The following is a 26,622-nucleotide window of genomic DNA, read 5'->3' as shown; positions in this document are numbered from 1 at the left end:
CCCCCGGCACTCCCGGGCCGCCCGTCCCCTGCGGCCGCGTCACTCCGCCGGCCGCCAGTTGATCAGGGACAGCTCCTCGTCCACCACGGCGAAGACCGCCCGGACGGGCCCGCCCGCGACCGGCGGCTCCGGCCAGTCCCAGTTGCCGTACATCACGCATTCGGGCGCGTCCGCCAGCCGTACCATCACCACGACGTAGGGCTCGGTCACCCCGGCGAGGAAGGGCTGGTGGCTGACGATCCAGCTTTCGACGCGGCCGGCCGGGGCGATCGGCCGCCAGTGCCACCGGCGGGTCCGGCAGCGGTGGCAGTAGGCCCGGGCCGGGAAGCGGAGCGTGCCGCAGGAGTCGCACTCCTGGACGGCGAACTCGTGCCGGGCGACCCGCTCCCACCACTCCGCCGAGTCGCGATCGGTGACCGGGCGCACGCTCACCCCTTCCGGAGGATCAGGGCCGAGGTGGCGGGCAGGATGTAGCCGGGCTGGGCGGTGGACAGGGCCACCTCGGCGCCCTCCACCTGCCGCTCGCCCGCATCGCCCCGCAGTTGCGAGACGGCCTCGGCGATGTGGTTGACGCCGTGCACGTACCCCTCGGACAGGAACCCGCCGTGCGTGTTGACCGGCAGCTCACCGCCGAGCGCGGTGGCGCCGGAGGCGACGTACGGCCCGCCCTCGCCCTTGGCGCAGAAGCCGTAGTCCTCCAACTGCACGATCACCGAGTAGGTGAAGCAGTCGTAGATCTCGGCCACGTCGATCTCGGCGGGACCGACACCCGCCTGGCGGTAGAGGCGGGGGGCCAGCTCGGCCGCGGCGGTCACCGTGACGTCCGTGCCGCCGCCGGACAGGAAGGAGTCGCCGCCGCCCCACGCCGCCGCGGAGATCAGCACGGGCGGCCGCCTCAGGTCACGGGCCCGGTCCGCGCCGGTGATGACGAGCGCGCAGGCCCCGTCGGTCTCCAGGCAGCAGTCGAGCAGCCGGAACGGCTCGGCGATCCACCGGCTGCCCAGGTAGTCGTCCAGGGTGATCGGGGTGCGCATGAGCGCGCGGGGGTTGCGTGCCGCGTTGGCCCGCTGCGTGACGGCGAGCCGGCCGAAGTGCTCGGGCCGCGTGCCGTACCTCTCCATGTGGGCGCGGGCGACCATCGCGTACTGCTGCGGCGGCGCGAAGTATCCGTAGGGCGCCTGGTACTGCACCTCCGGGCCGACCGGCAGCCCCCGGCCCGTGCCGCCCATCCGGAACTCCGAGCGGGCGTTGATCGCCCGGTAGCAGACGATCGTCTCGGCCACCCCCGCCGCGACCGCGAGCGCGGCCTGCCCGACCACCGCGTGGGAGACGCTGCCGCCGCCGAACTGGTCCAGGTGCCAGGCCGGCCGGTGGATGCCGAGCGCGGGGCCGACCACCGAGGGGGCTGCGGAGTCGCCGACCCGGTGGGTGGCGATCCCGTCGACGTCGTCGACGGTCAGTCCGGCGTCCTCCAGCGCGGCCAGGACCGCCTCACAGGCCAGGGTCAGCGTGCTCACCCCGGAGTCCCTGGACAGGCGCGTGTATCCGACCCCCGCGACGGCCGTACGGTCCCGGAAACCGCCCACGCACACCCCTCCGAATACAAGCAAGCGCTTGGCCAAAGGCTAGGCAGGACCACCCCTGGGTGTCAACGGGACGTGACGGCCACCACTTTTTCCGGCGCTCCACTGTTATCCAAGCAAGCGCTTGGTAATATGAACGGAGACGGCGGAGGACGCCGTCCGCCGCCGAACTTCCCTCGGGGGCCGACCTGGCGCGATCGAGGAGGCGAGTGCGACCATGAACACCCATGCGGCCCGGCTGCTGGAGCCGGACGGTCACCTGCGCGTCACCCCCGGCGCACGCGGGATCATCGCCAACGGAGTCGCCATGCACAGTGGCCTTCCCCAAGGCCTGTCCGACGGAGCCGACAACCGCGCCCAGGCCGTGGACGGCACATGGTTCCGCTCCGTGCTGGGCCATTTCGCCACCGGCGTCGTCGCCATCACCGCCATCGACCCCGACAGCGGCGAGCCGTGCGGCCTGGCCGCCAACTCCTTCACCTCGGTCTCGCTGGACCCGCCCCTGGTGGCCTTCTGCGTGGCGCACACCAGCACGAGCTGGCCGCGCCTGCGCGCGGCCAAGAGCCAGACCGTCAACGTGCTCGCCGAGCACCAGGAAGCGGTCTGCGCCGCGCTCGCGAGCCGGGGCGGCACCAAGTTCGCCGGCCTGACCTGGACCGACTCCCCCGGCGGCAGCCCGGTGATCGACGAGGCACTGGCCTGGATCGACTGCACGATCGAGGCCGAGTACCCGGCGGGCGACCACGTCATCGTCGTCGCCCGGGTCCACCAGCTCGGCCTCCACGGCGACGGCGGGCCGCTGCTGTTCTTCCGGGGCGGCTACGGCCGGTTCCGCTCATGACCCTGCGCGAGGAGATCCGCGCCTGGCTGGCCGAGCATCTCGACGGCGAGTTCGCGCACGCCCGCGGTCTGGGCGGGCCGGGCCGCGAGCACGAGAGCCACGACGTCCGCCTGGCCTGGGAGCGGCTGCTCGGCGAGGCCGGCTGGACGTGCCTGGGCTGGCCCAGGCAGTACGGCGGGCGGGACGCGACGCTGGAGGAGCAGGTCGCCTTCCACGAGGAGTACGCCCGCGCGGCGGCCCCGGCCAGGGTCGGGCACATCGGCGAGGGGTTGATCGGGCCGACCATCATCGACCACGGCACCGAGGAGCAGCGACGGCGCTTCCTGCCCCCCATCCGGCGGGGCGAGGAGCTGTGGTGCCAGGGCTACTCCGAACCCGACGCGGGCTCCGACCTGGCCGGCGTGCGGACCCGCGCCCACCTCGAAGACGGCCACTGGGTGATCACCGGCCAGAAGGTGTGGACCTCACTGGCCCACGTGGCCGACTGGTGTTTCGTGATCGCCCGGACCGAGCCCGGCTCGCAGCGGCACCGGGGCCTGTCCTACCTGCTGGTCCCGATGGACCAGCCGGGGGTCGAGGTCCGACCCATCGTCCAGATGACCGGCACCAGCGAGTTCAACGAGGTCTTCTTCGACGGTGCCCGCACCCCCGCCGCCAACGTCCTGGGCGCCCCCGGCGAGGGCTGGCGGGTGGCCATGGCCACGCTCGGCTACGAGCGCGGCGCCTCCACCCTCGGCCAGCAGATCGGCTTCCAGCGGGAGTTCGCCGGGGTCGTGGAGACCGCGAGGCGGACCGGGGCCGCCGCCGACCCGGTGCTGCGCGACCGGCTGGTCCAGTCGTGGCTGGAGCTGCAGATCATGCGCCTGAACGCGCTGCGCACGATGACCTCGCTGTCGGCCGGGGAACCGGGCCCCGAGGTGTCGATCGGCAAGCTCTACTGGTCGGAGTGGCACCGGCGGCTGGGCGAGCTGGCCCAGGCCGTCCAGGGCCGGGAGGGCCTGGTCGCCGACGGCCCGCCGTACGAGCTGAACGACCTGCAGCGGCTCTACCTGTTCAGCCGCGCCGACACCATCTACGCCGGGTCCAGCGAGATCCAGCGCAACATCATCGCCGAGCGCACCCTGGGCCTGCCCAAGGGCTGAGCCGGCCGTGCCCGCCCCCCTCCCCCGCCGGAACGGAGCCCAGGTGATCCCTCCGCCTCCCCCCTACCCCCGCCCCCACGGCCTGCTCGACGGGAAGGTCACGCTGGTCACGGCCGCGGCCGGCGCGGGCATCGGATACGCCACGGCCCGGCGCTGCGCCGAGGAGGGCGCCAGCGTGGTCATCTCCGACCGCCACGAGCGGCGGCTGGGCGAGGCCGCCGACGCGCTGGCCGAGCTGACCGGGGTCCGGCCGCTCGCGGTGCCGTGCGACGTCACCTCCGAGGCCCAGGTCCAGGAGCTGTTCGAAGCGGTGGAGCAGGCGCACGGGCGGCTGGACGTGGTGGTCAACAACGCCGGCCTGGGCGGTACGGCCAGGCTCGTCGACATGACCGACGGGCAGTGGGACGCGGTGCTGGGGGTGACCCTCACCGGCACGATGCGCTGCACCCGGGCCGCCCTGCGGCTGATGGTCCCGCGGGGCTCGGGGGTGATCGTCAACAACTCCTCGGTGATCGGCTGGCGGGCCCAGGAGGGCCAGTCCCACTACGCCGCCGCCAAGGCCGGGGTGATGGCGCTGACCAGATGCGCCGCCGTGGAGGCCGCCCCGCACGGCGTCCGGGTCAACGCGGTCGCCCCGTCCCTGGCCATGCACCCCTTCCTGGCCAAGGTCACCAGCGACGAGCTGCTCGCCGAGCTCACCGCCCGCGAGGCGTTCGGCCGCCCGGCCGAGCCGTGGGAGGTGGCCAACGTGATCGTCTTCCTGGCGAGCGACTACTCCACGTACATGACCGGCGAGGTGGTCTCGGTCTCCAGCCGCCACCCGTAGGACCGCGCGCCCTGCGCCCGTACGGCCGGCGCCGTCGACATCGGCCCAGCTCAGGGCCGAGATCGAAGAGTGTGAGTGGGTCGACACGGCTTGGGTGGGTATCGGACAATAGTCGGAGATGGAAGGGCTGCCGACCGAACGGCTCTGTTCCCCGAGGTGGGGGGACGGGAGGACCATGGAGAGCAGCGACCAGTCCCCTCCGCGTGTCGCCCTTCTGGGCGGCTTCCGGCTGCTGGCCGCGGGCGGCCAGGTGACGGTCTCCGGCGGGTCCGAGCGCCTCCTGGCGTTCGTCGCCCTGTGCGGCCATCCCGTGCCCCGCAACCTGCTGGCGGGGACCCTCTGGCCCGACGCGCCGGAGCGGCGCGCGGGTGCGAGCCTGCGCTCGGCGCTGGTCCGCCTGAACGGCGCCGGACGGCAGGTGCTCAGCGTCGGCTCGACCGAGATATGCCTGCGCCCCGGGGCCCACGTCGACTTCCACGAGGCCCGGTCACTGGCCCAGCGCGTCCTCGACCCCACCACGCCGACCCACGAGCGGGACCTCAGCGCGGAGGCCGTCGCCCTGCTGTCGGACAGCCTGTTGCCCGGCTGGTACGACGACTGGGCCGTCGTCGAGGCGGAGGAGTGGCACCAGCGGCGCCTGCACGCGCTGGAGGCGCTGACCGCCGACTTCATCACGGCCGGCCGGTACGCCGACGCGGTCGCCGCCGCCAGCGTGGCCGTGCGCGCCGAACCACTGCGCGAAAGCGCCCGCGCCGCGCTCATCCGGGCCTACCTGGCCGAGGGCAACCAGGCCGAGGCGCTGCGGTGCTTCGAGCACTACAGCCACCATCTCCAGGCCGAGCTGGGCCTTCAGCCGACGCCACGCCTGTGCGGACTCGTCGCCGGGCTGCGCCCGGGCACCGGCCGCTGACGGCGGTCTCACCTGCCGGCGGAGCCCGGCCTCTCCCGCGGCGTGGTCACGCCCGCATGCGTGGTCACGCCCGCATCACACCGGCGTCGCGGCCGGGTGACGCCGGGCTGGTCACGATGAACGAGGAGGTCAGGACCGGACCCGGCCACCGGATGGTGCCGTGGACGGCCCTGCTCCCGAAAGGAGACAGGCATGCATGGCAAGCGACGTCTGCTGCTGATGGGGCCGGCGCTCCTGGGCGCCCTCGCACTGGGACCCGCCGTGCCCTCGCAGGCCATGGCCGTCCCCGGCCCCGTGCAGCCGGCGGGGACCGGCACCATGGTGAACCTGACGACCGTGCTCACCTCCACATCCGAAAAGCCCGGTAAACGGTACAGAGCGGGTAGACGAGACGGCTTCGCGGACGGCCGGGGCGACTGCAAGGCCGGGCGGCCCCATGACCTCAACATCAGCGGTTCCGGGAACTACGCCAGGGGATTCCGGGACGGCTACAACGAGGGCTACCACAGCTGCACGCAGCCCAAGCCCAAACCCTCGACCACGACCACGACCACGCCGCCCGGCGGCGGTGGCGGTGGCGGTAGCGGCGGACCCGGTGGCGGGTCCGGCGGCGGATCCGGCGGGTCCGGCGGGGCCGGTGGCGGCGGCGGTAGCGGCGGGTCCGGCGGGGCCGGTGGCGGTGGCGGCGGATCCGGTGGCGGTAGCGGCGGATCCGGCACCCGGTAAGTGAGAGCGCCCGAGCGGGGGAGGCGGCACGGCGTCCGCCGCCACGCCCCTCCCCCTCGGTCCGTGCCGCGCCGGGGAGCGGTCATGCCCGGCGGGTCATTGGTACGTTCCAGATCCGTGACGTCCCGCATATGGCGCGGTTCGGGCTTCTCCCTCTAACGTGCGCATCATGACCACCGATGGGCGCTCGGCGCACATTCTCGACGTCCTGATCACCGAGTTCGGTGACTCCATCAAGCGCGACCCCGCGGCCTTCCGGCGCAAGTTCCGGAAGATGGCCGCCTCGCCCTTCGCCTTCTACCGGGGCAGCGCCAGCCTGTTCTACGCGGACATGACCGGGGCGTTCGCCGACGGGTCCTTCCTCGACGGCCAGACGCGCCGGGTGTGGATCCACGGTGACCTGCACGCCGAGAACTTCGGCACCTACATGAACGCCTCGGGCGTCCTGGTCTTCAACGTCAACGACTTCGACGAGGCCTACGTCGGGCCCTATGTCTGGGACCTCAAGCGGTTCGTGGCCAGCGTCGCGCTCATCGGGTACGCCAAGGCGCTGTCGGACGAGGTGATCACCGATCTGGTGGCCGGGTTCGCCCACGCCTACCTCGCCGAGCTGACCGGCATCTCCGAGGGCGGGGACGACGCGATCGGCTCGCTGACCCTGGAGACCACCACCGGCGTGCTCCACCGGGTGCTGCAGGTGGCCCGGCTCAACACCCGGGTGGCGCTGCTGGACGCCGAGACCACGATCGACAACTTCGACCGCAGGTTCGCCGCCATGGAGGGCCGTTTCCCGATCGACGAGGAGACCCGGCACGCGGTGGAGGCGGCCTTCCAGGACTACCTGACCACGCTCCCCGCCGTCTCCGGGGTCGAGCACCGGATCAAGGACTTCGCGCTCCGCACGGGCGTCGGCATCGGCTCGGCCGGGCTGCCCTCCTACAACATGTTGCTGGAGGGCCACACCCAGGCCCTGGAGAACGACGTCATCCTCTACATGAAGCAGGCCCAGGTCCCCGCCGTGGCCCGGCACATCTCCGACGAGAAGGTGCACGGCTACTTCAGGCACCAGGGCCACCGCACCGCCGAGTCGCAGCGGGCCCTGCAGGCCTACGCCGACCCGTGGCTCGGCTACACCACCCTGAACGGCGTCGGCCAGCTCGTCGCCGAGGTCTCCCCCTACTCCGCCGACCTCGACTGGGGCGACGTCAACGAGCCGGACGAGCTGGCCTCGGTGATCGGCGACCTCGGCCGGGCCGTGGCCCGGATGCACTCGGTGGCCGACGACGAGTCCAGCCACGACCTGGTCGACTTCTCCACCGAGGACGCGATCGTGGCGGTGATCGGCGGCGACGCCGACGGCTTCACCGCCATGCTCGTCGAGTTCGCCCACTCCTACGGCGCGCAGGCCAGGACCGACCACCAGCGCTTCGTCGACCTGTTCCGCAACGGCCGCCTCCCCGGCCTCTGAGGGCGCCGGATCACGGCCGCGGCTGTCCCCGGCGCGCCCCGGCGTAGTGGCAGGCGGCCTGCGACCCGGGCACGGAGGGGAGCACGGGCAGCGGCTGTGATCTGCACCGCCCCTCGACCCCGGCCTCGGCGGCCGCGCCCGCGGCCAGGACCTGGCAGCGCGGGTGGAAGCGGCAGCCCTGCGGGATCCGGGTCGGGTCCGGCGGCTCGCCGCCCAGCACGACCGGCGACGGCGACTCGGGGAGCACCGACAGCAGCGCCTGCGTGTAGGGGTGGGACGGCGACTTCAGGATCTGCTCGACGGGTCCTGACTCGACGATCCTGCCGAGATACATCACCGCGACGCGGTCGGCGATGTTCCAGGCCAGCCCGAGGTCGTGGGTGACCACCAGGGCCGACAGGCCCAGCTCGGCGCGGAGCCGCAGCAGCAGGGCGAGGATCTCGCCGCGGACCGAGGCGTCCAGCGAGGCCACCGGCTCGTCGGCCACCAGGAGCCGGGGCTCCAGCGCGAGGGCTCCGGCGATGACGACGCGCTGGCGCTGGCCGCCGGACAGCTCGTGGGGGTAGGAGTGGAAGAAGCGCTCCGGCGGGCGCAGCCCGGCGCGCGACAGCGCCGAGGCGACCCGCTCCTCCTCCCCGGCCAGGCGGTGGATCCGCGGCCCCTCGGCCACCGCCTCGTAGACGGTGTGCCGGGGGTTGAGCGACCCGGTCGGGTCCTGCAGCACGAGCTGCGCCTCGCGGCGGTACGCCTTCAGGGCGCGCGAGCCGTAGGACAGGGGCGCCCCGCCGTACAGGACCGATCCCGAGGTGGGCCGCTCCAGGCCGAGCAGGGTGCGCGCCAGCGTCGTCTTGCCGCAGCCGGACTCACCCACCAGCGCGACGATCTCCCCCTCGCCCACCTGGAGGTTCACCCCGTCCACCGCGCGGGCGCGCCGCCCGCGTGAGGAGAACTCCACGTGCAGGTCGCGGGCTTCCAGCAGGCTCATGTGGCCCCCTCCGTCGGTCGGACGACCGAGATGCGGTGCTTGCCGGTGCGTGTGATCCGCCCGGTCACTGGACCTCCTCCACCGGCCGGCCGGACACGGCGCCCCGCGCCCCGGGCTCCTCACCGTGCGCCCCTGGCTCCTCACCGTGCTCACCCTGTGCCCCGGCCGTCTCCGGCAGGACGCGCACGCACGCGGCGGTGTGCGGGGCCGGGCCGCCGCCCGCGGGCCACAGCTCGACCTCCCGCGACGCGCACGAGGGCAGGGAGACCTGGCACCTCGGGTGGAAGGAGCAGCCGGTGGGCAGGTGCCGGGGGTCGGGCGGGTCCCCGCCCAGGCCCTTGGGCGCCATCCGGGAGGCGGGGTCGCCGACCGTGGGGAAGGCGGCGGCCAGCGCCCGGCTGTAGGGATGGCGGGCGTCCTGGAAGACCTCGTGCGAGGGGCCCGACTCGACCACGCGCCCGGCGTACATGACCGCCAGCCGGTCGCACATCGAGGCCAGGACCGACAGGTCGTGGGAGATCATGATCATGCCGATGCCGTGCTCGGCGATGAGCGAGCGGATCAGCGCGAGCACCTGGGCCTGGATCATGACGTCCAGGGCCGTCGTCGGCTCGTCGGCGATGATCAGGCGTGGCGAGCAGGCCAGCGCCATGGCGATCATCACCCGCTGGCGCTGCCCGCCGGACAGCTCGTGCGGGTAGCCGCGGGCGCGCCAGGCGGGCATGCCGACCTGTTCCAGCAGCTCCGCCACCTTCCGGCGGGCCGCGGCCGGGGTCGCCAGCCCGTGGACCAGCAGGGGCTCGGCGAGCTGGTCCTCGATCCGCCGCACCGGGTTCAGGGCGTGCTGGGCCCCCTGGAAGACCACCGAGGCCGACGCCCACCGCACCGCGCGCAGCCGTCCCCACTTCATCGTGAGCACGTCCTCCCCGTCCAGCAGGATCTCGCCGGACACGCGCGCGTCCCGGGGCAGCAGCCGCAGCAGGGCCATGGCCAGCGTCGACTTGCCCGACCCGGACTCCCCCGCCACGCCGAGGGCCTGACCGGCGGCCAGGTCCAGGGACACCCCCCGTACGGCGGGCACCTCTCCGGCGGTGCCCCGGTAGGTCACCGTCACATCGCGCAGTTCGAGCAGAGTCACGAGGCCCCCCGCAGGCGTGGGTTGAGTACGGCCTCCAGCGCCCGGCCGCAGAGCGTGAACGCCATGACGACCGCGACGATGCACAGGCCGGGCGCGAGGATGTACCACCACGCGCCGGAGGTGGCGGCGCCCCAGTCGTAGGAGCCGCGCAGCATGCCGCCCCACGACACGCTGCCCGAGTCGGCGCCGAGGAAGGCCAGCGTCGACTCGGCGACGATGGCGCTGGCCACCTGCAGGGTGGTGTTGGCCAGCACCAGCGGGGCGACGTTCGGCAGCACGTGCCTGGTCATGATGTGCCAGTGTCCCGCGCCGAGGGCTCTGGAGCGTTCGATGTAGGGCCTGGCCTCGACCGACAGGGTCTGCGCCCGGATCAGCCGCGCGGTGGACGCCCAGGAGGTCACGCCGATCGCCAGGATGATGGTGGAGGTGCCGCCACCGAGGATGGCCGCGAGCACCAGGGCCAGCACGAGCGAGGGCAGGACCAGGAACCAGTCGGTGATCCGCATCAGCACGGCCGAGGTCCAGCCGCGGAAGTGGCCCGCCGCGATGCCCATCACCGTGCCGATGGTCATGCTGAGCAGGGCCGACATGAAGCCGATGAGCAGCGAGACACGCGAGCCCCACAGGATCATCAGCAGGACGGACCGGCCCGACTCGTCGGTGCCCAGCGGGAAGTCCAGGCTCGGGGCGGCCATCTTGGCGCCCGTCGCCTTGGTGACGTCCATCCCGGCCGGGTCGGTGACCAGCGGGGTGAGGAGGGCCAGGACGACGGCCGTGATCAGGATCGCGGCGCCGTACAGTCCGGCCCGCTGCCGGCGGTAGTCTCGCCAGAAGCGCGACAGCGCCGCCCTGCGGCGGGTCCAGGTGACGCTCACGCCGACCTCACCCTCGGGTCCAGGACGTGGTAGGCCACGTCGGCCAGCGTGTTCATGACGATCACCGCGGTGCACACCACCATGAACGTCCCCTGCATGACCGCGAAGTCCGGTCCCTTGATCGCCTCGTAGAACAGCAGACCGAGACCCGGCCAGGAGTAGACGGTCTCCACCGAGACCGCTCCCCCGACCACGAACCCGATGTGGATGAACACCAGCGTCACGGTCGGCAGGAGCGCGTTGGGCACGGCGTGGCGCCGCCGTACCTCGTCGTCGCGCAGCCCCTTGGCGCGCGCGGTGGTCACGTAGTCCTGGCCGATCTCGTCGAGCAGCGAGGAGCGCATGACCAGCAGGTACTGCGCGTAGACCACGGCGACCAGGGTGAGGCACGGCAGCACGAGGTGGTGGGCGACGTGCAGGAGGTAGGCGGGCCCGTCGGGCGCGTCGATCCCCTCCATGCCCCGGGTGGGGAACATCCCCGGGATCGGCCCCACCCCGGCGGCCAGGACCATCAGCAGCAGCAGTCCCAGCCAGAACGTCGGCACCGACCACAGGACGAGCGACAGGCCGGTGGACAGGCGGTCGAACCGGCTGCCGTGCTTCCACGCCGCCCGGGTGCCCTGCCACAGACCCAGGCTGACCGCGATGACCAGTCCGGTGCCCACCAGCACCAGCGTCGGGCCGACCCGCTCGCCGATGAGGTCGACGACCGGGCGCTTGTACTCGTAGGAGGTGCCGAGGTCCAGCCTGAGGGTCCGCAGCACGAAGTCGAGGAACTGCTGCGCCAGGGGCCTGTCGAGCCCCATCTGGTGGCGGAGCAGGTCGAGCTGTTCGGGGCTGAGCGGTACGTCGCGCGTGTAGGCGATCGCGGGGTCGCCGGGGATCAGCCGGAAGACGAAGAACGTCGCGACGATGACCATGGCGACGCTGAGCACGGCCCCGCCGGCCTTCGCCAGCGCGTAGCGCAGCACCGTCCGGCGGGCGCCGCGCTCCTGGCCGGAGCCCGCCGCCGGGCCGGCGGCGGGCTCGGTGTCGAGAGGCGCTGTCATCGAGGGGTCACTCGCGTTCGTCCGCCGCGGAGCGGCGCCGCCTGGCGAGCAGGAAACCGCCCGCGCCCAGGACGACCACGGCGGCGGCGATGCCCGCGACGAGGCCGGTGCCGAGGCCGCCGCCGGACGTGCCCGCCGCCGGCGCGGCCACCGCGTCCAGCGAGTAGAAGGGCCAGGAGCTGCTGCCGCCGTACAGCAGGCCCTTGTCCTCGGGGATCGGGGTGATGCTGGTGATCTTGTCCTTGCGGTAGCCCTCGAGGTTGTTGGGATAGTAGATGGCGATGACCGGGGCGTCGGTGTAGAGGCGCCTCTGCATCTGCTTGATGATCTCGATGCGCTTGGCGCGGTCGAGCTCGGTCAGCTGCTCCTGGTAGAGCTTCTCGTACTCGGGGTCGCAGTAGAACGACTCGGTGCCGCCGCCCTCGCCGCCTGCCGTGGGCCGGCGGCTGCACAGGTGGGTGGCCAGGACCTCCTCGGGGTCGGGGTTGACCGACCAGCCGCTGATCGCGATGTCGAACAGACCGGTGAAGCCGGTCTCCTCGGTGAACTTGCTGGAGTCGAGCTTCTTCGTCGTGAGCGCGATGCCGATGTCCTTCAACCAGCCGGTCAGGAACTGCGCGAGTTTGTCCTCGACCGGGACCTCGGTGTGGATGCTGAAGCGCATCTCCAGCTTGCGCTCGCCGTCGGGCATCGTCCGGATCCCGTCGGGACCCTTCTTGTAGCCGGCGTCATCGAGGATCTTGTTGGCCTTCGCCACGTCGTGGGTGACGAGGTCGTCGCCCTCGGCCTTCCAGAAGAAGTCCTTGTACATCGGCGGGATGACGGACCCGTCGGCCGGCACGGCCAGGCCGTTCTGCACCTGGTCGACCAGTGCCTGCTTGTCGATCGCGTAGTGGATGGCCTGCCGGACCTTCGGGTCCTTCAGGGCCGGGTGCCCGTCGCCGACCGGCTTGTCGTCGATCGTCTTCGCGCCGTGGTTGATCTGCAGGTAGGCGGCCCGGCGGCCGAGGGTGTTCCACTGGACGATGTCCGGAGCGCCCGCCAGCGCCTGGAACTGGGGAGCGTCCAGCCGGCCGATCAGGTCGATGTCGCCCTTCTTCAGGCCCGCGATGGCGGCCTCGGGGTTCTCGTAGAAGACGACGTGCAGCTCGTCGATCTTGGGGGCGCCCCGCCAGTAGTCGGGGTTGGCCCTGAGCTTGATGTAGGCGTCCTTCTTGTACTCGACCGGGAGGTACGGGCCACTGCCGGCGGCCGGGAACCGGTCGTTCTCGAACTTGCCGAGGTCGCCGACCTTCTCCCAGACGTGCTTGGGCACGATCGGGATGGGGTTCTCCAGCATCGAGGCCTGTGGCTTCTTGGTCTTGATGACCAGGGTCCGGTCATCGGTCGCCGTGACGCTCTCGAAGTTCTCCACCGCCGGACCGTTGGCCTGCTTGGCCGCGTCGACGGTCATGACCGTGTTGAAGGTCCACGCGGCGTCCTGCGCGGTGACCGGCCGGCCGTCCGACCACTTGGCGTTGGCACGGATCTTGAAGGTCCAGGTCAGCTTGTCGTCGGCCGTCTCCCACGACTCGGCCAGGTCGGGGCTCGGCTGCAGGGTCTTGGGGTCGGGGACGGTGAGGAAGCCGTACATCCACCGGTGGATGGAGGAGGAGACCACCCGGACCGCCAGGAACGGGTTCAGCGAGTCGACGGCCTGCAGGGCGCCCACTCGCACGATTTTCTTGCCCGTCGCGGGCGCCTGTCCGGCCAGCGCCTGCGTCGCCGGGAGTATCGCCAACAGCAGGGTCAGGCCGAGCGCGGCCAGCCGCGCGCCCATTCTCGTCATGGTGGTGTCCCATCTCCGAGCCGGTGGTCCGTTGTAGACGAAGGCACACCATAGAGACGCCGCACGTCAACGAGCGGTGGAAGATTGTTTCATTCTTGTTTCTTTCCGTGACGTTAATTTTCAACCAACCGTTCGGTATGGACGGGCGTCCGGCGGTGCGGCATGCTGCCGACCATGGATCTGTTCTCGGTGGAAGGCAAGACCGTCGTCGTCACCGGCGGCTCGCGCGGGATCGGCAGGATGATCGCGGCCGGTTTCGTGGCGGCCGGGGCGACCGTCTACATCTCCTCGCGCAAGGCCGCCGAGGTCGAGAAGACGGCCGCCGAGCTGGGATGCGTCGCCGTGCCGGCCGACCTGTCCACCGAGGACGGCGCCCGCACGCTCGTCGCGGCGGTCACCGCACGGGAGTCACGGCTGGACGTGCTGGTCAACAACGCCGGAGCGACCTGGGGCGCACCCCTTGAGGAGTATCCGGAGCACGCCTTCGACAAGCTCTGGGGGATCAACGTCAAGGGCGTCTTCCACCTGACCCAGCGCTTCCTGCCGCTGCTGCGCGCCGCCGCGACCCCGGAGGAGCCGGCCAGGGTGATCAACATCGGGTCGATCGACGGGATGCGGGTGCCCGCGATGGAGAACTACGCCTACTCGGCGGCCAAGGCGGCCGTGCACATGCTCACCCGGCACCTGTCCCAGCGGCTGGCCGGCGAGTCGATCACGGTCAACGCCATCGCGCCGGGCCCGTTCGAGTCGAAGATGATGGCCTTCGCGCTCGACGACCCGGCGACCCGCTCGGCGATCGAGTCCCACGTGCCGCTGGGCCGCATCGGCAGCCCGGAGGACATGGCCGGCACCGCGATCTTCCTGTCGTCGCGGGCGGGCGCCTATCTCACCGGGGCGGTCATCCCCGTGGACGGCGGCATCTCCGCCCGCGGCTAGTCCCGTCCCGCCACTCGCCGGGCTCCCGCGGCCCGCGGTAGCGTGGGAGCCGGCCTCTCCGAGCGGCAACCTCACCCTCGGTCCCGGTCCATCGCGCGGAGTCGGAGGTGATCACGGTGCATCCGGTCCCATGACAGCCCCATCCCGGGGTGTCACGGAGCCGAAAGGTGACCGTATGAGCAAGACCGACAAGACCCGGCCCTGGTGGGTGCGGATGGCCGAGGCGCCGATGGTGACCTGCCTGCCCGTGCATGATCACCGGTCCGGGCCGTGCACGCTACCGGAGGAGATCACCGCCGACAGCGCGTCCCTGAGCCACCGCACGGACGGTTGTTACTGGGGCGCCACCGCCCACACCTACTACCTGTTCCACTGCGGCCGCGGTGACGGGGGCCGGGAGTGGTACCGCTTCCGGCGCGAAGAGCGCCGCCGCAGCCGTCACCAGGCACGCCACGCGCTACGCGCCTATCACGGCGAAGACTGAGAGCCGAGGGCCGGACGTCGGCGGGCACCGCCCCCTGCCCCGTCCGGCCCGAGAGCAGAGGCTCGACTTCCCCGGCCGGCCGGAGAGCAGAGGCTCGACGCCAGCACATCGCGCCACAAAACGCCTATCGATCCTTAAATGGGACAATGCGTTGAATAGGCCGCAAGCATTAAATCATGTCCCTTAATGGGGATATCAACTACAACAAATCCCCCTTGTTCGCAATTAATGTGATGTGACATATTACGCGTGACACTCCCCGTTTCCGAAAGGAACTCCCCCCACGTGCGTAAGCTCATCACCATGCTCGCGGCCGGGCTGGTCGGGACGGCCCTGGGCGCCTCCGCGCTGCCCGGCCTCGCCGCCGCGGACCCGGACCCGGCCCCCAAGCTTCCCGCCGCCAAGCCCGGGGACGGCCGGCATTCGGACGCGGTCAGCCCGTTCGCGGTCGAAGAGCAGTCCCTCCGGACCAAGGCCATGGAGCAGGCGCTGACCGCCCCCCAGGCGGGCAAGCGCTCCTCGGGCAAGGTCAAGGTCGGCGACCGGTACGTCGAGCTCGCCCTCGAACGCAAGGACAAGATCTTCACCGTGCTCGCCGAGTTCGGCAACAAGATCGACAACACGACCCTGCACGGAGGAAAGATCCGCTACGGCGGCGTACCCGGCCCGCTGCACAACCAGATCCCCAGACCCCAGCGGGGCTACGACAACCACACGCTCTGGCAGCGGGACTTCAGCCGGGCCTACTACCAGGACATCTACTTCAACGGCGCCCAGGGCGCCAACTCGCTGCGCAACTTCTACCGGCTCCAGTCCGCCGGCCGGTACGACTTCGACGGCTACGTCTCCGACTGGGTGAAGGTCCCCTACAACGAGTCCCGCTACGGCACCCCCCGCTGCGACAGCGGCCTGGACTGCGACACCCCCCTGTTCGACTTCGTCAAAGACTCCGCCAACGCCTGGTACGACGCCGAGCGCGCCAAGGGCCGCAGCGTCGAGGACATCACGGCCGAGCTCAAGTCCTACGACGTCTGGGACCGCTACGACCACGACTTCGACGGCGACTTCGACGAGCCCGACGGCTACATCGACCGCTTCCAGGTGATCCACGCCGGTGTCGACGAGACATGGGGCGGCGGCGCGCAGGGCGCGGACGCGCTGTGGGCGGTCAACCACGACGCCTACTGGAACCTGCGCGGGAGCTCCGGTCCGGCGGGCAACCTGCGGGGCGGCACCCAGATCGGCGACACCGGCGTCTGGGTCGGCAAGTTCCTGACCGCCGGCGAGAACAGCGGCGTCGGCCTGATCGCCCACGAGTACGGCCACGACCTGGGCTTACCCGACCTGTACGACGGCGGCGGGAGCAACAGCGTCCAGTTCTGGTCGCTCATGTCCAGCGCCTCGTACCTGAGCAGGAAGGACGGACCGAGCGGCGAGTATCCGGGCGACCTGGACGCCTGGAGCAAACTGCGGCTCGGCTGGCTGTCCCACGACAGGGCCAAGGCCGCCACGGCGTCCACCCACACCCTCGGCGTGAGCTCCTACAACACCGCCGACCCACAGGCCGTCATCGTCGACCTGCCACCGCACACGGTCACCACCGAGCTGGTCGAGCCGGCCCAGGGCTCCCATCAGTGGTGGAGCGGCAGGGGCGACTACCTCAACGAGACGCTCAGCCGCGAGATCGACCTGACCGGCGCGGCCCCGGCCGTCCTGAACGCCAAGGTCTGGTACCAGATCGAGCAGGACTTCGACTACCTCTACGCCGAGGTCTCCGAGGACGGCAAGGTCTGGACGCCGATCGGCGGCACCGTCGGCGGGCAGCCGATCCCGAGCGTCAACGGCGTGCCCGGCATCACCGGACGCAGCGGCTGGACCGACCTGAGCCTCCCGCTGGACGCCTACCGGGGGAAGAAGATCCAGTTCCGGTTCCGCTACTTCACCGACACCAACACCGCCGAGAACGGCTTCATCGTCGACGCCGTCACCGGCGCCGTCACCGACGACGCCGAGAACGGCGACAACGGCTGGAGCGCGGCGGGCTTCAGCCGCGTCGGCAAGACCGGGACCAAGCAACACCCCCGCGCCTACATCGCCGAGAACCGGCGCTACACCGGCTACGGCGCCTACCTCAAGACCGGCCCCTACAGCGCAGGCTTCTCCAACGACCCCACCCGGCGCGAGATCTACGAGCACTACTCCTACCGGGAGGGCGTCCTCGTCTGGCTCTGGGACACCTACTACACCGACAACGCCACCCGTAACCACCCCGGCGAGGGCATGATCCTGCCCATCGACGCCCACCCGGTCCCGCTGCTCTGGAAAGACAACAGCATGGTCAACGACCGGCTCCAGGGCTTCGACGCCCCCTTCGGCCTGTCCTCCACCGGCCGTTTCGCGCTGCACAAGGACAGCGCCAAGACGACCTTCCCCTCGCTCCCCGCCGTCCCGGCCTTCAACGACCGCACCGGCGTCTACTGGTACAGCACCAGCCCCCTGCTGGGCGTCCGGCCTCCCGACACCAACACCGAGATCAAGGTGGTCCGGGAAGCCGCCAAGGGCCTTCGCACCACCATCACGGTGGGCCCCGCCTCCTGAGCGGGCGCGGGCTCGCGTTCCACCGGGCCCGGAGAGCCCGGATCCCGGCGGCCGATGACGGCCGCCTGCCACCCGCGGCCGGGTGAGCACGCGGGGGCGAACGCGCGGGGGCGCGCGACCGTGGTCGCGCGCCCCCGCTCATTCAGTCGCCCCGGGCCGGATCAGTAGATGACCGGCACATCGACGGAGACGGAGGTCGGGCCGGGCAGGGGCGTGCCGCCGCCACCGGGGCCCACCGGGCCGGGGGTGATCTCCACCTTGGCGCGGACCGTGGTCCCGGAGGCCACGGTCGTGGTGACGCCCTCGACGGTGAAGGTGTTGTTCCAGATGCTCAGCGCCTGGCTCCCCGACCCGAGCGGGGCACCGCCGACGATCGCGCCGGAGACCAGCGCACCGACGCTGCGGGGGTTGACCGGGGGCTCGGAGATGCCTAGGGCGCCGATGATCCCGTAGACCCGCACCTGACCGCCGGTGACGTCCACGCACGCCTTGACGTTCAGCCCCTGGATCGGACCGCTGGTGCTGCATGTGGTCGTCGTCGTGAGAGTCGCGGCCGAGGCGGGAGTGCTCATCGCGAGCCCGCCGGCGATGGCGGCCCCGGCCATCACGAGCGCGAGACCGCGGTTGACGATCTGGTTCATCGAATTCCTCCGTTGGGATCGGGCGCCCAGCCCCGTTGCCGGGCGCCCGTGATTTATAAGATGCCACATGTCACATTGCACAGGGGTGAGCTCCAAGAGAATTGCCGGAAAATTGCTTGGAGCGCCTTGGAACGCTGCAATCCTGCGGCGCCATGCAATGAAACGCCGCGCCAGATCGGCACCCCACCGGACGCCATTCGCCCTACTGCGGGCGATACCGAGTCCGCCCTTAATTAAGGGCATTACACAATCCAATTAAGGGCCTTACCCAATATCGGGAATCGGCTTCTCCGGCACCACCCGCCGCAAACCGCGCCGGCCTCGACCAGGCCCTCGCCACCGGAGTTCGGAGCGGCGCCGGCCGACGTCGGCCTGCCGCGCCGCTCGCACGGCTCGGTCTCACTGCCCCGAGCCGGCCGCCGGCTGACCCGGCTCAGGCCCGGGCGGCGCGTTCGATCGCCACCCCCACCCCGTCGAGCAGGTGGTCCAGGCCGGCGCGGAAGTCGTCGTCCGGGCCGGCCCCTGGGCGGGGGGCGAACACCCCGGCCTCGACGGCGCGGGCCAGCGCCGGGAACCGGCCGGGGTCGGCGAGCTCGGTGAGCAGGGCGGCGTACGTCTCGTCGGCCTTTTCCTCCGGTTCGGCGGTCATGGACGTCAGGAGCTGGGCCGCGCCGCGTACGTAGTGCACCGTCAGCATGACGATTGAGAGCCGGGCCCGCGGGTCCAGCGGCGTGCCGTCGAGGGCGCGCAGCGCGGCGTCCAGCCAGGCGAGCTGGCCGGGGTCCATCGGCGGGGAGTTCACCAGCTGGACGATCCATGGATGCCGTAGGTAGACGCCGAACAGCTCGACGGCCCACCGGGTGAGTGAGCCGCGCCAGTCGGCCGGCGCCGTGCCGAACTCCGGCGGCGGGCCGGGCGCGGCGGCCAGCATGAACAGCTGCAGGTCGTCCTTGCCGGCCACGTGCCGGTACAGCGACATGGGCGCGCAGCCGAGCCGGTCGGCGAGCCGGGCCATGGACAGCGCGGCCAGGCCCTCCTCGTCGGCGAGGGCGACGGCCGCCGCCACGATCCGCTCCAGGCTGAGCGCGGGCGTGCGTCCCCGCCCCTTCGGCTTGGTCCGCCCCCACAGCACGTTCAGCGCGTGTGGCAGCCCGTCTTCGATGTCGTCCGGCATTCCAGGAGCCTACCAGTTTGCGTATGGCCTACGCATTGCGTATATGATACGCAGTAAGCGTATGGCATACGCATCTGCTCGACCATCCCCCTTGGAGCCGTCATGCACACGACGATCGACAGCCCTCCGCCGGTACCGGCCCACCGACGTCCGTGGTGGCGGCGCCCCTGGACGGCGCCGCTCGGCCTGCTCACGGCCGGATTCCTCGCGTTCTCGCTGCCGCCGTACCTGACCGGGGACCCGTCGCTGTCCCGGGTGCCGCAGCCAGAGGGGTTCGGCCTGCACTACCCGCTGCTCGTGGCACACGTGCTGGTCGCCACGGTCGCCATGGTCACCGCGTTCTTCCAGGTGTGGCCGTGGTTCCGCCGACGGCACCCGGTGTGGCACCGGCGCGCCGGGCGGGTCTACGTGTTCGCCGGGGTGCTGCCGGCCGGCCTGACCGGCCTGGCCATCGGGGCAGGCAGCCCGTTCGGGCTGTTCCTCGCGGTCAGCGACGTGCTCCTCGCCCTGCTGTGGCTCGCCTTCACCGGGGCGGGCTGGCGCGCCGCCCGCGCCCGCCGGTACGCCGACCACCGGCGCTGGATGCTGCGCAGCACCGTGCTGACCTACTCCATCATCACCAACCGGGTGTGGACCGTGATCCTGATCATCGCCCTGCCCCCGCTGCAGGACACCGTCTTCCACGGCGACCCCAACCTGGTGGCGTGGACGACCTCCGGGCTGGCCGGCTGGCTCGGCTGGACGATCCCGCTGCTGGCCATGGAGTGGTACCTGGAGCGCGAGGTGGCCCGCCGCGGCCGCCGCAGCACGCTCGCGGCCTGATCCCGGAGGCCGATCCCGGAACGGTCCCGGAACGACCGCCCGCCCCGGAACCGCCGCCGGCTTCGACCCGGCCCCCAGCCCCCGATCGCGGACCTGTGGAACGTCTGGGACGGGGTCGAGGAGTACGCCAACGGCGGCACCACGGCCTGCGCCGAGACCGCCGATCTCGTCGTCGACGAGATCGCTGAGCGCCACCCTGTCGCGTCCGGCCGTCAGAGCCGGCGCATCCGTCCAAGGAGGAACAATGAAGATCACCATTGACCGTGCCAGGTGCGCCGGCCTGGGCATCTGCGAGTCGCTCGCTCCGGAGTACTTCGAGGTCGACGGCGACGGTGAGCTGGTCCTGCTGCGGGAGGACATGCCGGAGGAGGACCTCGACGGGCTGCGGGCGGCGGTCGAGGGCTGCCCGACCGAAGCGCTGCGGCTCAAGTCATGACCGAGCGGCGGCTGGTGGTCGCCGGAGCCTCCCTGGCGGGCCTGCGGGCGGTCGAGGCGGCCCGCAGGAGCGGCTTCGACGGCTCCATCACCCTCATCGGTGCCGAACCCCACCTGCCCTACGACCGGCCGCCGCTGTCCAAGGAGTTCCTGGGCGGGGCCGGGCTGCCCCCCTTCCGTTCCGAAGACGTGCTCCGCGACGGACTGGGTACCGAACTGGCGCTCGGCACGGCGGCGACCGCACTGGACACCGCTGCCCGGACCGTCCGGGCCGGGGATCGCGAGTACGGCTACGACGCCCTGGTCATCGCGACCGGTGCCACGGCCCGGACCCTGCCGGGCACCGAGGGGCTGGACGGGGTCCACACCCTGCGCACCCGCGACGACGCGATCGCCGTACGGCGGGCGCTGGACGCCGGTGCCCGCACGGTCGTCGTCGGCGCCGGATTCATCGGCTCCGAGGTCGCCTCCGCCGCCCGCGAGCGCGGCCTGGAGGTGACGATCGTCGAGGCGCTGCCCACCCCGCTGGCGCGCGCGGTCGGCGAGACCATGGGAACGGCCTGCGCCGTCCTGCACACACGCAACGGCACGGATCTGCGATGCGGGGCCGGTGTGGCAGCCGTCGAGGGCGAGAGGAGGGTCGAGCGGGTCCGGCTCACCGACGGGACCGTGCTGCCGGCCGACCTGGTGGTGGCCGGCATCGGCGCGGTGCCCGCCGTCGACTGGCTCGCCGGGTCGGGGCTGTCCCTGGACAACGGTGTCGTCTGCGACGAGACCCTGTGCACCGGAGCTCCAGGGGTGTACGCCGCCGGGGACGTCGCCCGCTGGCGCAATCCGGCGTTCGATCGGCACATGCGGCTGGAGCACTGGACCAGCGCGGCCGAGCAGGGGGCCGTCGCAGCGCGCAACGCACTCGACCCCGGCAACGCCAAGCCGTACTCCACGGTGCCGTATTTCTGGTCGGATTGGTACGGCTCGCGCATCCAGTTCGTCGGGGTCCCGGCCACCGATGAGATCCGCGTGATCGACGGAGACCCCGGCGGGAACCACTTCGTCGCTCTCTATCGAGAAGGCGGTCGCCTGGCCGGGACTCTGACGATGAACGGTCAGGCTCAGATCATGAAGTACCGCGGGCTCATCATGCGCGGTGCCTCGTGGGCCGAGGGCCTGGAGTTCGCCGAGCGCCGCAGGGCCGCGGCCATGGAGAAGGTGTGACAGGGAGATACCGGCGGTGAGCGTTGACACGACCGGCCGGAAGGCGCAGCCCCCACCGGGCAGGCCCGGCCGCCTGCCGTGCAGCGCGGGCAGGTCGTCCTGGGTGCGCCCTGATGAATCTTCTCCACCTGGATGTCGTGCGCCGTTACCACCGGGACCCCTGCCCAACGGCACGACAGCGCGCCGGTGGACCAGCGTGGCGTTGTACCCGGACGCCGCGCCACCGTCGCGATCCGGCTATGGCGGGGACGGTCTGTCGGGTGCGCTGGTGGCCCGGATGAAGCGTGCGCCCCACTCCTGGACGTGCGCGGCGAACTCCGGCGGCCCCAGCACCTCGAACTCGGCGCCCACATTGCCCAGCGCCTGGGTCGGCCAATCGAGAGAGGTCGAGGTCATGGTGATCCGGCAGGTGCCGTGGTCGAGCGGTTCGATCGTGCCCCACTGACCGACCGCCTGCCGTACCCGGGCCGCGGGGGCGTGGACGAGCGCCTGGACCGTGTACGGCGCCGGCGCCCCGCCGGCTTCCTGGACGAAGGCCGCGGCGTCCTCGGCCGGGAGCGGACGCGGTCGGAAGCGCGTGCCGGTCGCGGCCGGCTCGGTCAGCCTGTCGAGGCGGAAGCTGCGCCAGTCGTGCCGGGCCAGGTCGTAGGCGACCAGGTACCATCGTCCGCCGAGGGCGACGACGCGGTGCGGCTCGACCTCGCGCTCGGTGGGGGCGGAGCGTCTGGCGGTGTAGCCGAAGCGCAGCCGCTCCTGGTCCCGGCAGGCCTGGGCGACCGCGGTGAGCACTCCCGCGGCGACGACCGGCCCGGATGCGGCGACGGAGAGGGTCATCTCCCGCAGGGCGTCCACCCTGGCCCGCAGCCTGGGCGGCAGGACCTGAACCACCTTGGTGAGTGCGCGCAGCGACGCCTCCTGCATCCCGGCGATCCCGCTCTGCGCCACGTCACCGATGCCCACCGCGAGGGCCACCGCCTCCTCGTCATCCAGCAGCAGCGGCGGCAGGACCGCACCGGGCGCGAGCTGGTAGCCGCCGTCGGTGCCGCGGGCCGCGCTGACCGGGTAGCCGAGCTCGCGCAGCCGGTCAACGTCGCGGCGCAGGGTCCGCTCGGACACCCCGAGCCGCTCGGCCAGTTCCATGCCGGGCCAGTGGCGGTGGGTCTGCAGCAGCGAGAGCAGCGTGAGAGTCCGTGAGCTGGTGTTCGCCATACCACCATCCTCGCCCGACTTCCGGTCAAAAAGTGACCGGAAGCCTCTCTAGAGTCGATTTCGAAGGCCGCACCGACATAAGGACCAAGAGATGATCACCCGCGAGATCCAGCTGACCGCACAGGTCGTCGGCACCCCCACGCTCGACCACTTCACTGTCACCACGACCGAGGTGGAGGGCGAGGTTGTGGTGCGGACTGACCGGATCGGGCTCGCCGCGACCTACCTGGAGCTGATGCGCGCCGACTGCACCATCCCGGTACCGGCCTGGCAGCCGGGCCGGCGGGTGGGCGTGGCCGCCATCGGCACCGTCGTCCGGTCCGACAGCCCCGAGCTCGCGGTCGGTGACCTGGTCCAGTCGATGACCGGCTGGAGCGAGTACTCGGCGGGCCCGGCCATCCAGTACACCAAGCTTGATCCCGTCGTGGACCCCGGCTACTACCTCGGTCAGGGGCCCACGGCCTACTACGGGATGGCCGACGTGGCGGGCGTCGGCGAGGGCGACGTGGTGTTCGTCTCCGGCGCGGCGGGCGGGGTCGGCTCGCTGGCCGGGCAGATCGCCAAGTGCCTGGGCGCGGCGCGGGTGATCGGCAGCGCCGGCAGCCCGGCCAAGGTCGACTATCTGGTGAACGAGCTCGGCTACGACGCCGCCTTCGACTACCGCGACGGCTCGGTGGCCGACCGGCTCCGAGAGCTCGCGCCCGAGGGCATTTCGGTGTTCTTCGACGTCGTGGGCGGCGAGCAGTATCAGGCCGCGCTGCAGACGGCCAGGCCCGGCGCCCGCTTCGCGCTGTGCGGCTCGCTGTCCAGCCAGCTCGGCGGTGCGGCGGAGCGCTTCCCCAAGCCCGATCACGCCGCGGCCCAGGCCCTGGGCGTCGAGCTGCTGCCGTTCTCCTGCTACCACACCCCCGACCAGATCGCCGCCTGGCGGGAACACTTCAGCACCTGGCTGGGCGAGGGCCGCTTCGTCTACCCGCAGACGGTCGTCAAGGGCGGGATCGAGGACGTGCCGCAGGCGTTCCTGTCCCTGCTCCAGGGGTCCTACCGGGGCAATGTCTCGGTGCGGCTGTCGTGACGACGCTCTCGAGCGGGGCCCTGAACCGGGCCCTGCCGGGCCGCCGGTCGACAACGTGTCGGGGAAGCCGTCTCAGCCGAGCCGGCTCGCGCCCTCGACCAGCTCGGCGATGTTCGCGGCCGCCGCGAAGCTCAGCCGGAGGTAGGCGTCGGGGGGCTCGGCGGGGAAGTAGCGGTTGCCGGGGTTGACGAAGACGCCGCGGGCCTGGGCGGCGTCGGCCACAGCGACGGCCTGCCGGCCGGACGGCAGCCGGACCCACAGGTGGAGCCCGCCCTCCGGCACTCGGGTGAGCGTCCAATCGGGGACCTGGCGGGCCAGGGCGCCGGCGAGGGCGGCGCACCGTTCGCGCAGCGCGCCGGCCAGAGCCTGGAGGTGGCGATCCCACGCAGGCGTGCTGAGCAACTCGATCGCCGCCTCCTGCAGCGGCCGGGCGACGAAGAAGTCGTCGACGTAGCGCATGCCGAGCAGCCGCCGCGTCACCGGGCCGCGGGCGATGACGGCGCCGATGCGCAGGCTGGGAGAGGCGGGCTTGGTCAGGGAGGTCAGGTGGACGACGGTCCCGTCGGGGTCGTCGGCGACCAGCGGGGCGAGCGGGGGGCGTCCGTGGCCGAGGTGCCTGGCGAAGTCGTCCTCGATGAGGAAGGCGCCCGCGGCCCGCGCGACCTCGACGATCCGGCGGCGCCTGTCGGGGGCCAGCACCGTCCCCGTGGGGTTGTGGAAGGTGGGCTGGCAGTACAGAAGGGAGGCTCCGGTCATGTCGAAGGCGCTCGCCAGCAGGTCGGGACGGACGCCGTCGTCGTCCATGGGGACGGGGATCGGGCGCAGCCCCGCGGCCCGGGCGGCGGCCAGGGCCCCCGGGTAGGTGGGCGACTCCATCAGCACCGGGCTCCCCGGTGCCGCGACGGCGCGGAACAGCATGGACAGCGCGCCCTGGCCGCCACCGGTGATCAGCACGTCCTGCGCGGTCACGGCGCCGCCCACCGCTCGGGCGAAGATGGCGCGCAGTGGTTCCAGGCCCGCTGTCGGCGCGCGGTGCCAGGCGTCCGGGCGGCGCGCCGCGCGGGCGAGGGCGGCCGCCAGCGCCCGCGTCGGCTGCAGCGTCTCGTGAAGGTAGCCGCCGGACATCGCGATCCCTCCCTCCAGCGGAGGGTGGGCCGCCTCGACGGCGTTGCCCGGGTCGTACTCCCGGCCGGCCAGCGTGATCTCCTGCCACGACGTGTCACCCGGCGTCGCGGCCGGACGGGCCGGGCGAGGGGCGACGAACGTGCCGATTCCCGGGCGGGTGACCACGGTGCCCTCGGCGATCAGCACGGCGATCGCACGGGACACCGTGCCGGGCCCGACCCGGAAGCGCTCGATCAGCTCTCGGCTGCTCGGCAACCGGTCGCCGGGCGCCATACGGGCCAGCAGGGGCCGGAGGCTCTCGACCAACTCCGCAGAAGTGCTACTGTCCGCCACGGAAATCAATAGTAGTACTACTGGCATCGCTGCAGAATCACCTCCGGCGGAGGGCCGGCGCCGGCATGGTGGTCTGTTCTCAGGTGCAGAACTCGGCGTTCAGGGCCTGGTTCATGGCCTGGTCGACGGCGGCGTCGTCGGGGGCGGGCAGGGCGGTGGCGGCGACGGTGATGCTGCGGCGGTCGGTGTGGAAGCTGTAGGTGGCATATCCGGGGATGTGGCCCTTGTGCCCCCAGACGGTCGTGCCGCAGGTGAGGGTGAGTTTCATCAGGCCCAGGCCGTAGGTGAAGCCGGGGGTGACCGGGACGGTCTGTTTCATCTGGGTGAGCAGGCGGGCCGGGAACAGCCGGCCGTGCAGCAGCAGGGTGAAGAAGCGGTTGACGTCGGCGGCGGTGGAGATGACGGCGCCGGCGGCCCAGGCGTTGGAGGGGTTGAAGCTGGTGATGTCCTCGAGGTGGTTGTTCTCATCGCGCATGTAGCCGCGGGGGTGGGCTCCGGCGATGGCGCGGGTGGTGGTGGGCAGGTGGGTGGCGGGCAGGATGTGCGGGCTGAGCAGGCGAGTGTGCAGGGCGCGGGTCAGGTTCTGGCCGGTGATCTTCTCGATCAGCAGGCCGAGTGCGGTGTAGCCGGTGTTGGAGTAGGCCCAGGCGCCGCCGGGGGCGGAGGTGGGCGGCAGGCCGGTGCCGATGGCGATCAGTCGCCGGGGGGTGTAGGTGGTGATGGCCAGGCGGCGCAGTCCGGCCGGGGTGTTGCCGAAGGTGGCGGCATAGTCGGCGATGCCGCTGGTGTGGTTGAGCAGCATCCGGACGGTGATCTGATCGCCGTGGGGCAGCAGGCCGGGCAGGTGCCGGTCGATGGGGTCGTCCAGGGCGAGCTTGTTCTCGCCGGCGAGTTGGAGGATCAGTGCGGCGATGTAGGTTTTGGTGACGCTGCCGATGCGCCAGCGCGCGTTGGGCGGGACGGGGGCGTGGGTGCGGGTGTCGCCGGTGCCGGCGGTGCCGCTCCAGCGGCCGTTCTCGTCGCGGGTCTCGGCCAGGGCGCCGGGGGCTCCGGCGGTGACGATCGCCTCCAGGGCGGCCTGGACCGCCTGCCGGCGGGTGGGCGGGGCGGATGCGGTGTGCTGGGCGGCGGCCGGTGTGGGTGCCGAGGCCAGCAGCAGCGGCAGAGTGAGCAGTAGCGGGGCGAGGGCGTGCGGTTTCACCAG

25 protein-coding genes are annotated in these 26,622 nt (G+C 72.0%); 13 read left to right on the top strand and 12 right to left on the bottom strand.

The window, feature by feature from the left end; genetic code table 11:
* Positions 1-39: 39 nt before the first annotated feature.
* A complete protein-coding gene (locus J2S55_RS02130) occupies positions 40-426 on the bottom strand; it encodes a Zn-ribbon domain-containing OB-fold protein (RefSeq protein ID WP_306856885.1) in 387 nt (128 codons plus the stop codon).
* A 2-nt stretch (positions 427-428) separates the two neighbouring features.
* On the bottom strand, positions 429-1,586 hold the full coding sequence (locus J2S55_RS02125) for a thiolase C-terminal domain-containing protein (RefSeq protein WP_306856883.1): 1,158 nt from the start codon (positions 1,584-1,586) through the stop codon (positions 429-431).
* A gap of 214 nt (positions 1,587-1,800) precedes the next feature.
* On the opposite strand from J2S55_RS02125, the gene J2S55_RS02120 reads away from it, so the two are divergent.
* From J2S55_RS02120 to J2S55_RS02095, 6 genes are all read left to right on the top strand, one after another.
* Entirely contained in the window at positions 1,801-2,424 is a 624-nt protein-coding gene (locus J2S55_RS02120; protein ID WP_306856882.1) for a flavin reductase family protein, read from the top strand.
* On the top strand, positions 2,421-3,566 hold the full coding sequence (locus J2S55_RS02115) for an acyl-CoA dehydrogenase family protein (RefSeq protein WP_306856881.1): 1,146 nt from the start codon (positions 2,421-2,423) through the stop codon (positions 3,564-3,566). The genes J2S55_RS02120 and J2S55_RS02115 overlap by 4 nt, the downstream gene beginning before the upstream one ends.
* 46 nt (positions 3,567-3,612) lie before the next feature.
* Positions 3,613-4,392, top strand: a complete 780-nt coding sequence (locus J2S55_RS02110) for an SDR family oxidoreductase (protein ID WP_306858542.1) — start codon at positions 3,613-3,615, stop codon at positions 4,390-4,392.
* 175 nt (positions 4,393-4,567) lie between these two features.
* On the top strand, positions 4,568-5,302 hold the full coding sequence (locus tag J2S55_RS02105; RefSeq protein WP_306856879.1) for an AfsR/SARP family transcriptional regulator: 735 nt from the start codon (positions 4,568-4,570) through the stop codon (positions 5,300-5,302).
* A 192-nt stretch (positions 5,303-5,494) separates the two neighbouring features.
* Complete coding sequence (locus tag J2S55_RS02100; protein ID WP_306856877.1) at positions 5,495-6,028, top strand: hypothetical protein; 534 nt, start codon at positions 5,495-5,497, stop codon at positions 6,026-6,028.
* A gap of 169 nt (positions 6,029-6,197) precedes the next feature.
* Positions 6,198-7,496, top strand: coding sequence for a DUF2252 domain-containing protein (locus J2S55_RS02095; protein ID WP_306856876.1), 1,299 nt, complete (start codon positions 6,198-6,200; stop codon positions 7,494-7,496).
* Positions 7,497-7,506: 10 nt separating this feature from the next.
* Here J2S55_RS02095 and J2S55_RS02090 read toward each other — a convergent pair whose 3' ends face one another.
* The 5 genes from J2S55_RS02090 to J2S55_RS02070 all read right to left on the bottom strand — a co-directional run bounded on the left by J2S55_RS02090 (position 7,507) and on the right by J2S55_RS02070 (position 13,371).
* On the bottom strand, positions 7,507-8,481 hold the full coding sequence (locus J2S55_RS02090; RefSeq protein WP_306856875.1) for an ABC transporter ATP-binding protein: 975 nt from the start codon (positions 8,479-8,481) through the stop codon (positions 7,507-7,509).
* A 64-nt stretch (positions 8,482-8,545) separates the two neighbouring features.
* Entirely contained in the window at positions 8,546-9,619 is a 1,074-nt protein-coding gene (locus J2S55_RS02085) for an ABC transporter ATP-binding protein (protein WP_306856873.1), read from the bottom strand.
* Positions 9,616-10,494 carry an ABC transporter permease gene (locus tag J2S55_RS02080; protein ID WP_306856871.1) on the bottom strand — a complete coding sequence of 293 codons (879 nt, stop codon included), beginning with the start codon at positions 10,492-10,494 and terminating at the stop codon, positions 9,616-9,618. The genes J2S55_RS02085 and J2S55_RS02080 overlap by 4 nt, the downstream gene beginning before the upstream one ends.
* Positions 10,491-11,543: an ABC transporter permease gene (locus tag J2S55_RS02075; RefSeq protein ID WP_306856869.1), complete on the bottom strand. Its 1,053-nt coding sequence runs from the start codon at positions 11,541-11,543 to the stop codon at positions 10,491-10,493. Before J2S55_RS02075 ends, J2S55_RS02080 begins: the two co-directional genes overlap by 4 nt.
* 7 nt (positions 11,544-11,550) lie before the next feature.
* Positions 11,551-13,371 (bottom strand): ABC transporter substrate-binding protein, encoded by a 1,821-nt coding sequence (locus J2S55_RS02070; protein WP_306856867.1) that lies wholly within the window; start codon positions 13,369-13,371, stop codon positions 11,551-11,553.
* Between the two features lie 174 nt (positions 13,372-13,545).
* On the opposite strand from J2S55_RS02070, the gene J2S55_RS02065 reads away from it, so the two are divergent.
* The 3 genes from J2S55_RS02065 (at position 13,546) to J2S55_RS02055 (ending at position 17,389) form a co-directional block, all read left to right on the top strand.
* Positions 13,546-14,307 (top strand): SDR family oxidoreductase, encoded by a 762-nt coding sequence (locus J2S55_RS02065; protein ID WP_306856865.1) that lies wholly within the window; start codon positions 13,546-13,548, stop codon positions 14,305-14,307.
* A gap of 175 nt (positions 14,308-14,482) precedes the next feature.
* A complete protein-coding gene (locus J2S55_RS02060; RefSeq protein WP_306856863.1) occupies positions 14,483-14,791 on the top strand; it encodes a hypothetical protein in 309 nt (102 codons plus the stop codon).
* A gap of 285 nt (positions 14,792-15,076) precedes the next feature.
* Entirely contained in the window at positions 15,077-17,389 is a 2,313-nt protein-coding gene (locus J2S55_RS02055) for an immune inhibitor A domain-containing protein (RefSeq protein WP_306856862.1), read from the top strand.
* A gap of 161 nt (positions 17,390-17,550) precedes the next feature.
* Here J2S55_RS02055 and J2S55_RS02050 read toward each other — a convergent pair whose 3' ends face one another.
* Together J2S55_RS02050 and J2S55_RS02045 are read right to left on the bottom strand one after the other, a co-directional pair.
* Positions 17,551-18,030, bottom strand: coding sequence for a hypothetical protein (locus J2S55_RS02050; RefSeq protein WP_306856861.1), 480 nt, complete (start codon positions 18,028-18,030; stop codon positions 17,551-17,553).
* Positions 18,031-18,463: 433 nt separating this feature from the next.
* Positions 18,464-19,204 carry a TetR/AcrR family transcriptional regulator gene (locus J2S55_RS02045; RefSeq protein WP_306856859.1) on the bottom strand — a complete coding sequence of 247 codons (741 nt, stop codon included), beginning with the start codon at positions 19,202-19,204 and terminating at the stop codon, positions 18,464-18,466.
* 102 nt (positions 19,205-19,306) lie between these two features.
* Between J2S55_RS02045 and J2S55_RS02040 the strand changes: the two genes are divergently transcribed.
* The 3 genes from J2S55_RS02040 (at position 19,307) to J2S55_RS02030 (ending at position 21,676) form a co-directional block, all read left to right on the top strand.
* On the top strand, positions 19,307-20,026 hold the full coding sequence (locus tag J2S55_RS02040; protein ID WP_306856858.1) for a DUF2306 domain-containing protein: 720 nt from the start codon (positions 19,307-19,309) through the stop codon (positions 20,024-20,026).
* 244 nt (positions 20,027-20,270) lie between these two features.
* Complete coding sequence (locus tag J2S55_RS02035) at positions 20,271-20,462, top strand: ferredoxin (RefSeq protein ID WP_306856856.1); 192 nt, start codon at positions 20,271-20,273, stop codon at positions 20,460-20,462.
* A complete protein-coding gene (locus J2S55_RS02030) occupies positions 20,459-21,676 on the top strand; it encodes an NAD(P)/FAD-dependent oxidoreductase (protein WP_306856855.1) in 1,218 nt (405 codons plus the stop codon). The genes J2S55_RS02035 and J2S55_RS02030 overlap by 4 nt, the downstream gene beginning before the upstream one ends.
* A 237-nt stretch (positions 21,677-21,913) precedes the next feature.
* Here J2S55_RS02030 and J2S55_RS02025 read toward each other — a convergent pair whose 3' ends face one another.
* Positions 21,914-22,885, bottom strand: a complete 972-nt coding sequence (locus J2S55_RS02025) for a helix-turn-helix transcriptional regulator (RefSeq protein WP_306856854.1) — start codon at positions 22,883-22,885, stop codon at positions 21,914-21,916.
* A gap of 91 nt (positions 22,886-22,976) precedes the next feature.
* Between J2S55_RS02025 and J2S55_RS02020 the strand changes: the two genes are divergently transcribed.
* Positions 22,977-23,960: an MDR family NADP-dependent oxidoreductase gene (locus J2S55_RS02020; protein WP_306856853.1), complete on the top strand. Its 984-nt coding sequence runs from the start codon at positions 22,977-22,979 to the stop codon at positions 23,958-23,960.
* 72 nt (positions 23,961-24,032) lie between these two features.
* Here J2S55_RS02020 and J2S55_RS02015 read toward each other — a convergent pair whose 3' ends face one another.
* Entirely contained in the window at positions 24,033-25,418 is a 1,386-nt protein-coding gene (locus J2S55_RS02015) for an aminotransferase-like domain-containing protein (RefSeq protein WP_306856852.1), read from the bottom strand.
* Between the two features lie 79 nt (positions 25,419-25,497).
* On the bottom strand, positions 25,498-26,619 hold the full coding sequence (locus tag J2S55_RS02010) for a serine hydrolase domain-containing protein (RefSeq protein WP_306856850.1): 1,122 nt from the start codon (positions 26,617-26,619) through the stop codon (positions 25,498-25,500).
* Between the last annotated feature and the right edge of the window lie 3 nt (positions 26,620-26,622).

The organism is Streptosporangium brasiliense (genome assembly GCF_030811595.1).
In the GTDB taxonomy this organism is placed as follows: domain Bacteria; phylum Actinomycetota; class Actinomycetes; order Streptosporangiales; family Streptosporangiaceae; genus Streptosporangium; species Streptosporangium brasiliense.
This window is presented reverse-complemented; position numbering and strand designations above follow the sequence as displayed.

What these genes read in the sequence shown, in the direction of transcription:
- J2S55_RS02120 (WP_306856882.1), top strand. Translation starts at nt 1,801, where the DNA reads ATGAACACCCATGCGGCCCGGCTGCTGGAGCCGGACGGTCACCTGCGC.
- J2S55_RS02115 (WP_306856881.1), top strand. Translation starts at nt 2,421, where the DNA reads ATGACCCTGCGCGAGGAGATCCGCGCCTGGCTGGCCGAGCATCTCGAC.
- J2S55_RS02105 (WP_306856879.1), top strand. Translation starts at nt 4,568, where the DNA reads ATGGAGAGCAGCGACCAGTCCCCTCCGCGTGTCGCCCTTCTGGGCGGC.
- J2S55_RS02100 (WP_306856877.1), top strand. Translation starts at nt 5,495, where the DNA reads ATGCATGGCAAGCGACGTCTGCTGCTGATGGGGCCGGCGCTCCTGGGC.
- J2S55_RS02095 (WP_306856876.1), top strand. Translation starts at nt 6,198, where the DNA reads ATGACCACCGATGGGCGCTCGGCGCACATTCTCGACGTCCTGATCACC.
- J2S55_RS02090 (WP_306856875.1), bottom strand. Translation starts at nt 8,481, where the DNA reads ATGAGCCTGCTGGAAGCCCGCGACCTGCACGTGGAGTTCTCCTCACGC.
- J2S55_RS02075 (WP_306856869.1), bottom strand. Translation starts at nt 11,543, where the DNA reads ATGACAGCGCCTCTCGACACCGAGCCCGCCGCCGGCCCGGCGGCGGGC.
- J2S55_RS02070 (WP_306856867.1), bottom strand. Translation starts at nt 13,371, where the DNA reads ATGACGAGAATGGGCGCGCGGCTGGCCGCGCTCGGCCTGACCCTGCTG.
- J2S55_RS02065 (WP_306856865.1), top strand. Translation starts at nt 13,546, where the DNA reads ATGGATCTGTTCTCGGTGGAAGGCAAGACCGTCGTCGTCACCGGCGGC.
- J2S55_RS02060 (WP_306856863.1), top strand. Translation starts at nt 14,483, where the DNA reads ATGAGCAAGACCGACAAGACCCGGCCCTGGTGGGTGCGGATGGCCGAG.
- J2S55_RS02050 (WP_306856861.1), bottom strand. Translation starts at nt 18,030, where the DNA reads ATGAACCAGATCGTCAACCGCGGTCTCGCGCTCGTGATGGCCGGGGCC.
- J2S55_RS02045 (WP_306856859.1), bottom strand. Translation starts at nt 19,204, where the DNA reads ATGCCGGACGACATCGAAGACGGGCTGCCACACGCGCTGAACGTGCTG.
- J2S55_RS02040 (WP_306856858.1), top strand. Translation starts at nt 19,307, where the DNA reads ATGCACACGACGATCGACAGCCCTCCGCCGGTACCGGCCCACCGACGT.
- J2S55_RS02035 (WP_306856856.1), top strand. Translation starts at nt 20,271, where the DNA reads ATGAAGATCACCATTGACCGTGCCAGGTGCGCCGGCCTGGGCATCTGC.
- J2S55_RS02030 (WP_306856855.1), top strand. Translation starts at nt 20,459, where the DNA reads ATGACCGAGCGGCGGCTGGTGGTCGCCGGAGCCTCCCTGGCGGGCCTG.
- J2S55_RS02025 (WP_306856854.1), bottom strand. Translation starts at nt 22,885, where the DNA reads ATGGCGAACACCAGCTCACGGACTCTCACGCTGCTCTCGCTGCTGCAG.
- J2S55_RS02020 (WP_306856853.1), top strand. Translation starts at nt 22,977, where the DNA reads ATGATCACCCGCGAGATCCAGCTGACCGCACAGGTCGTCGGCACCCCC.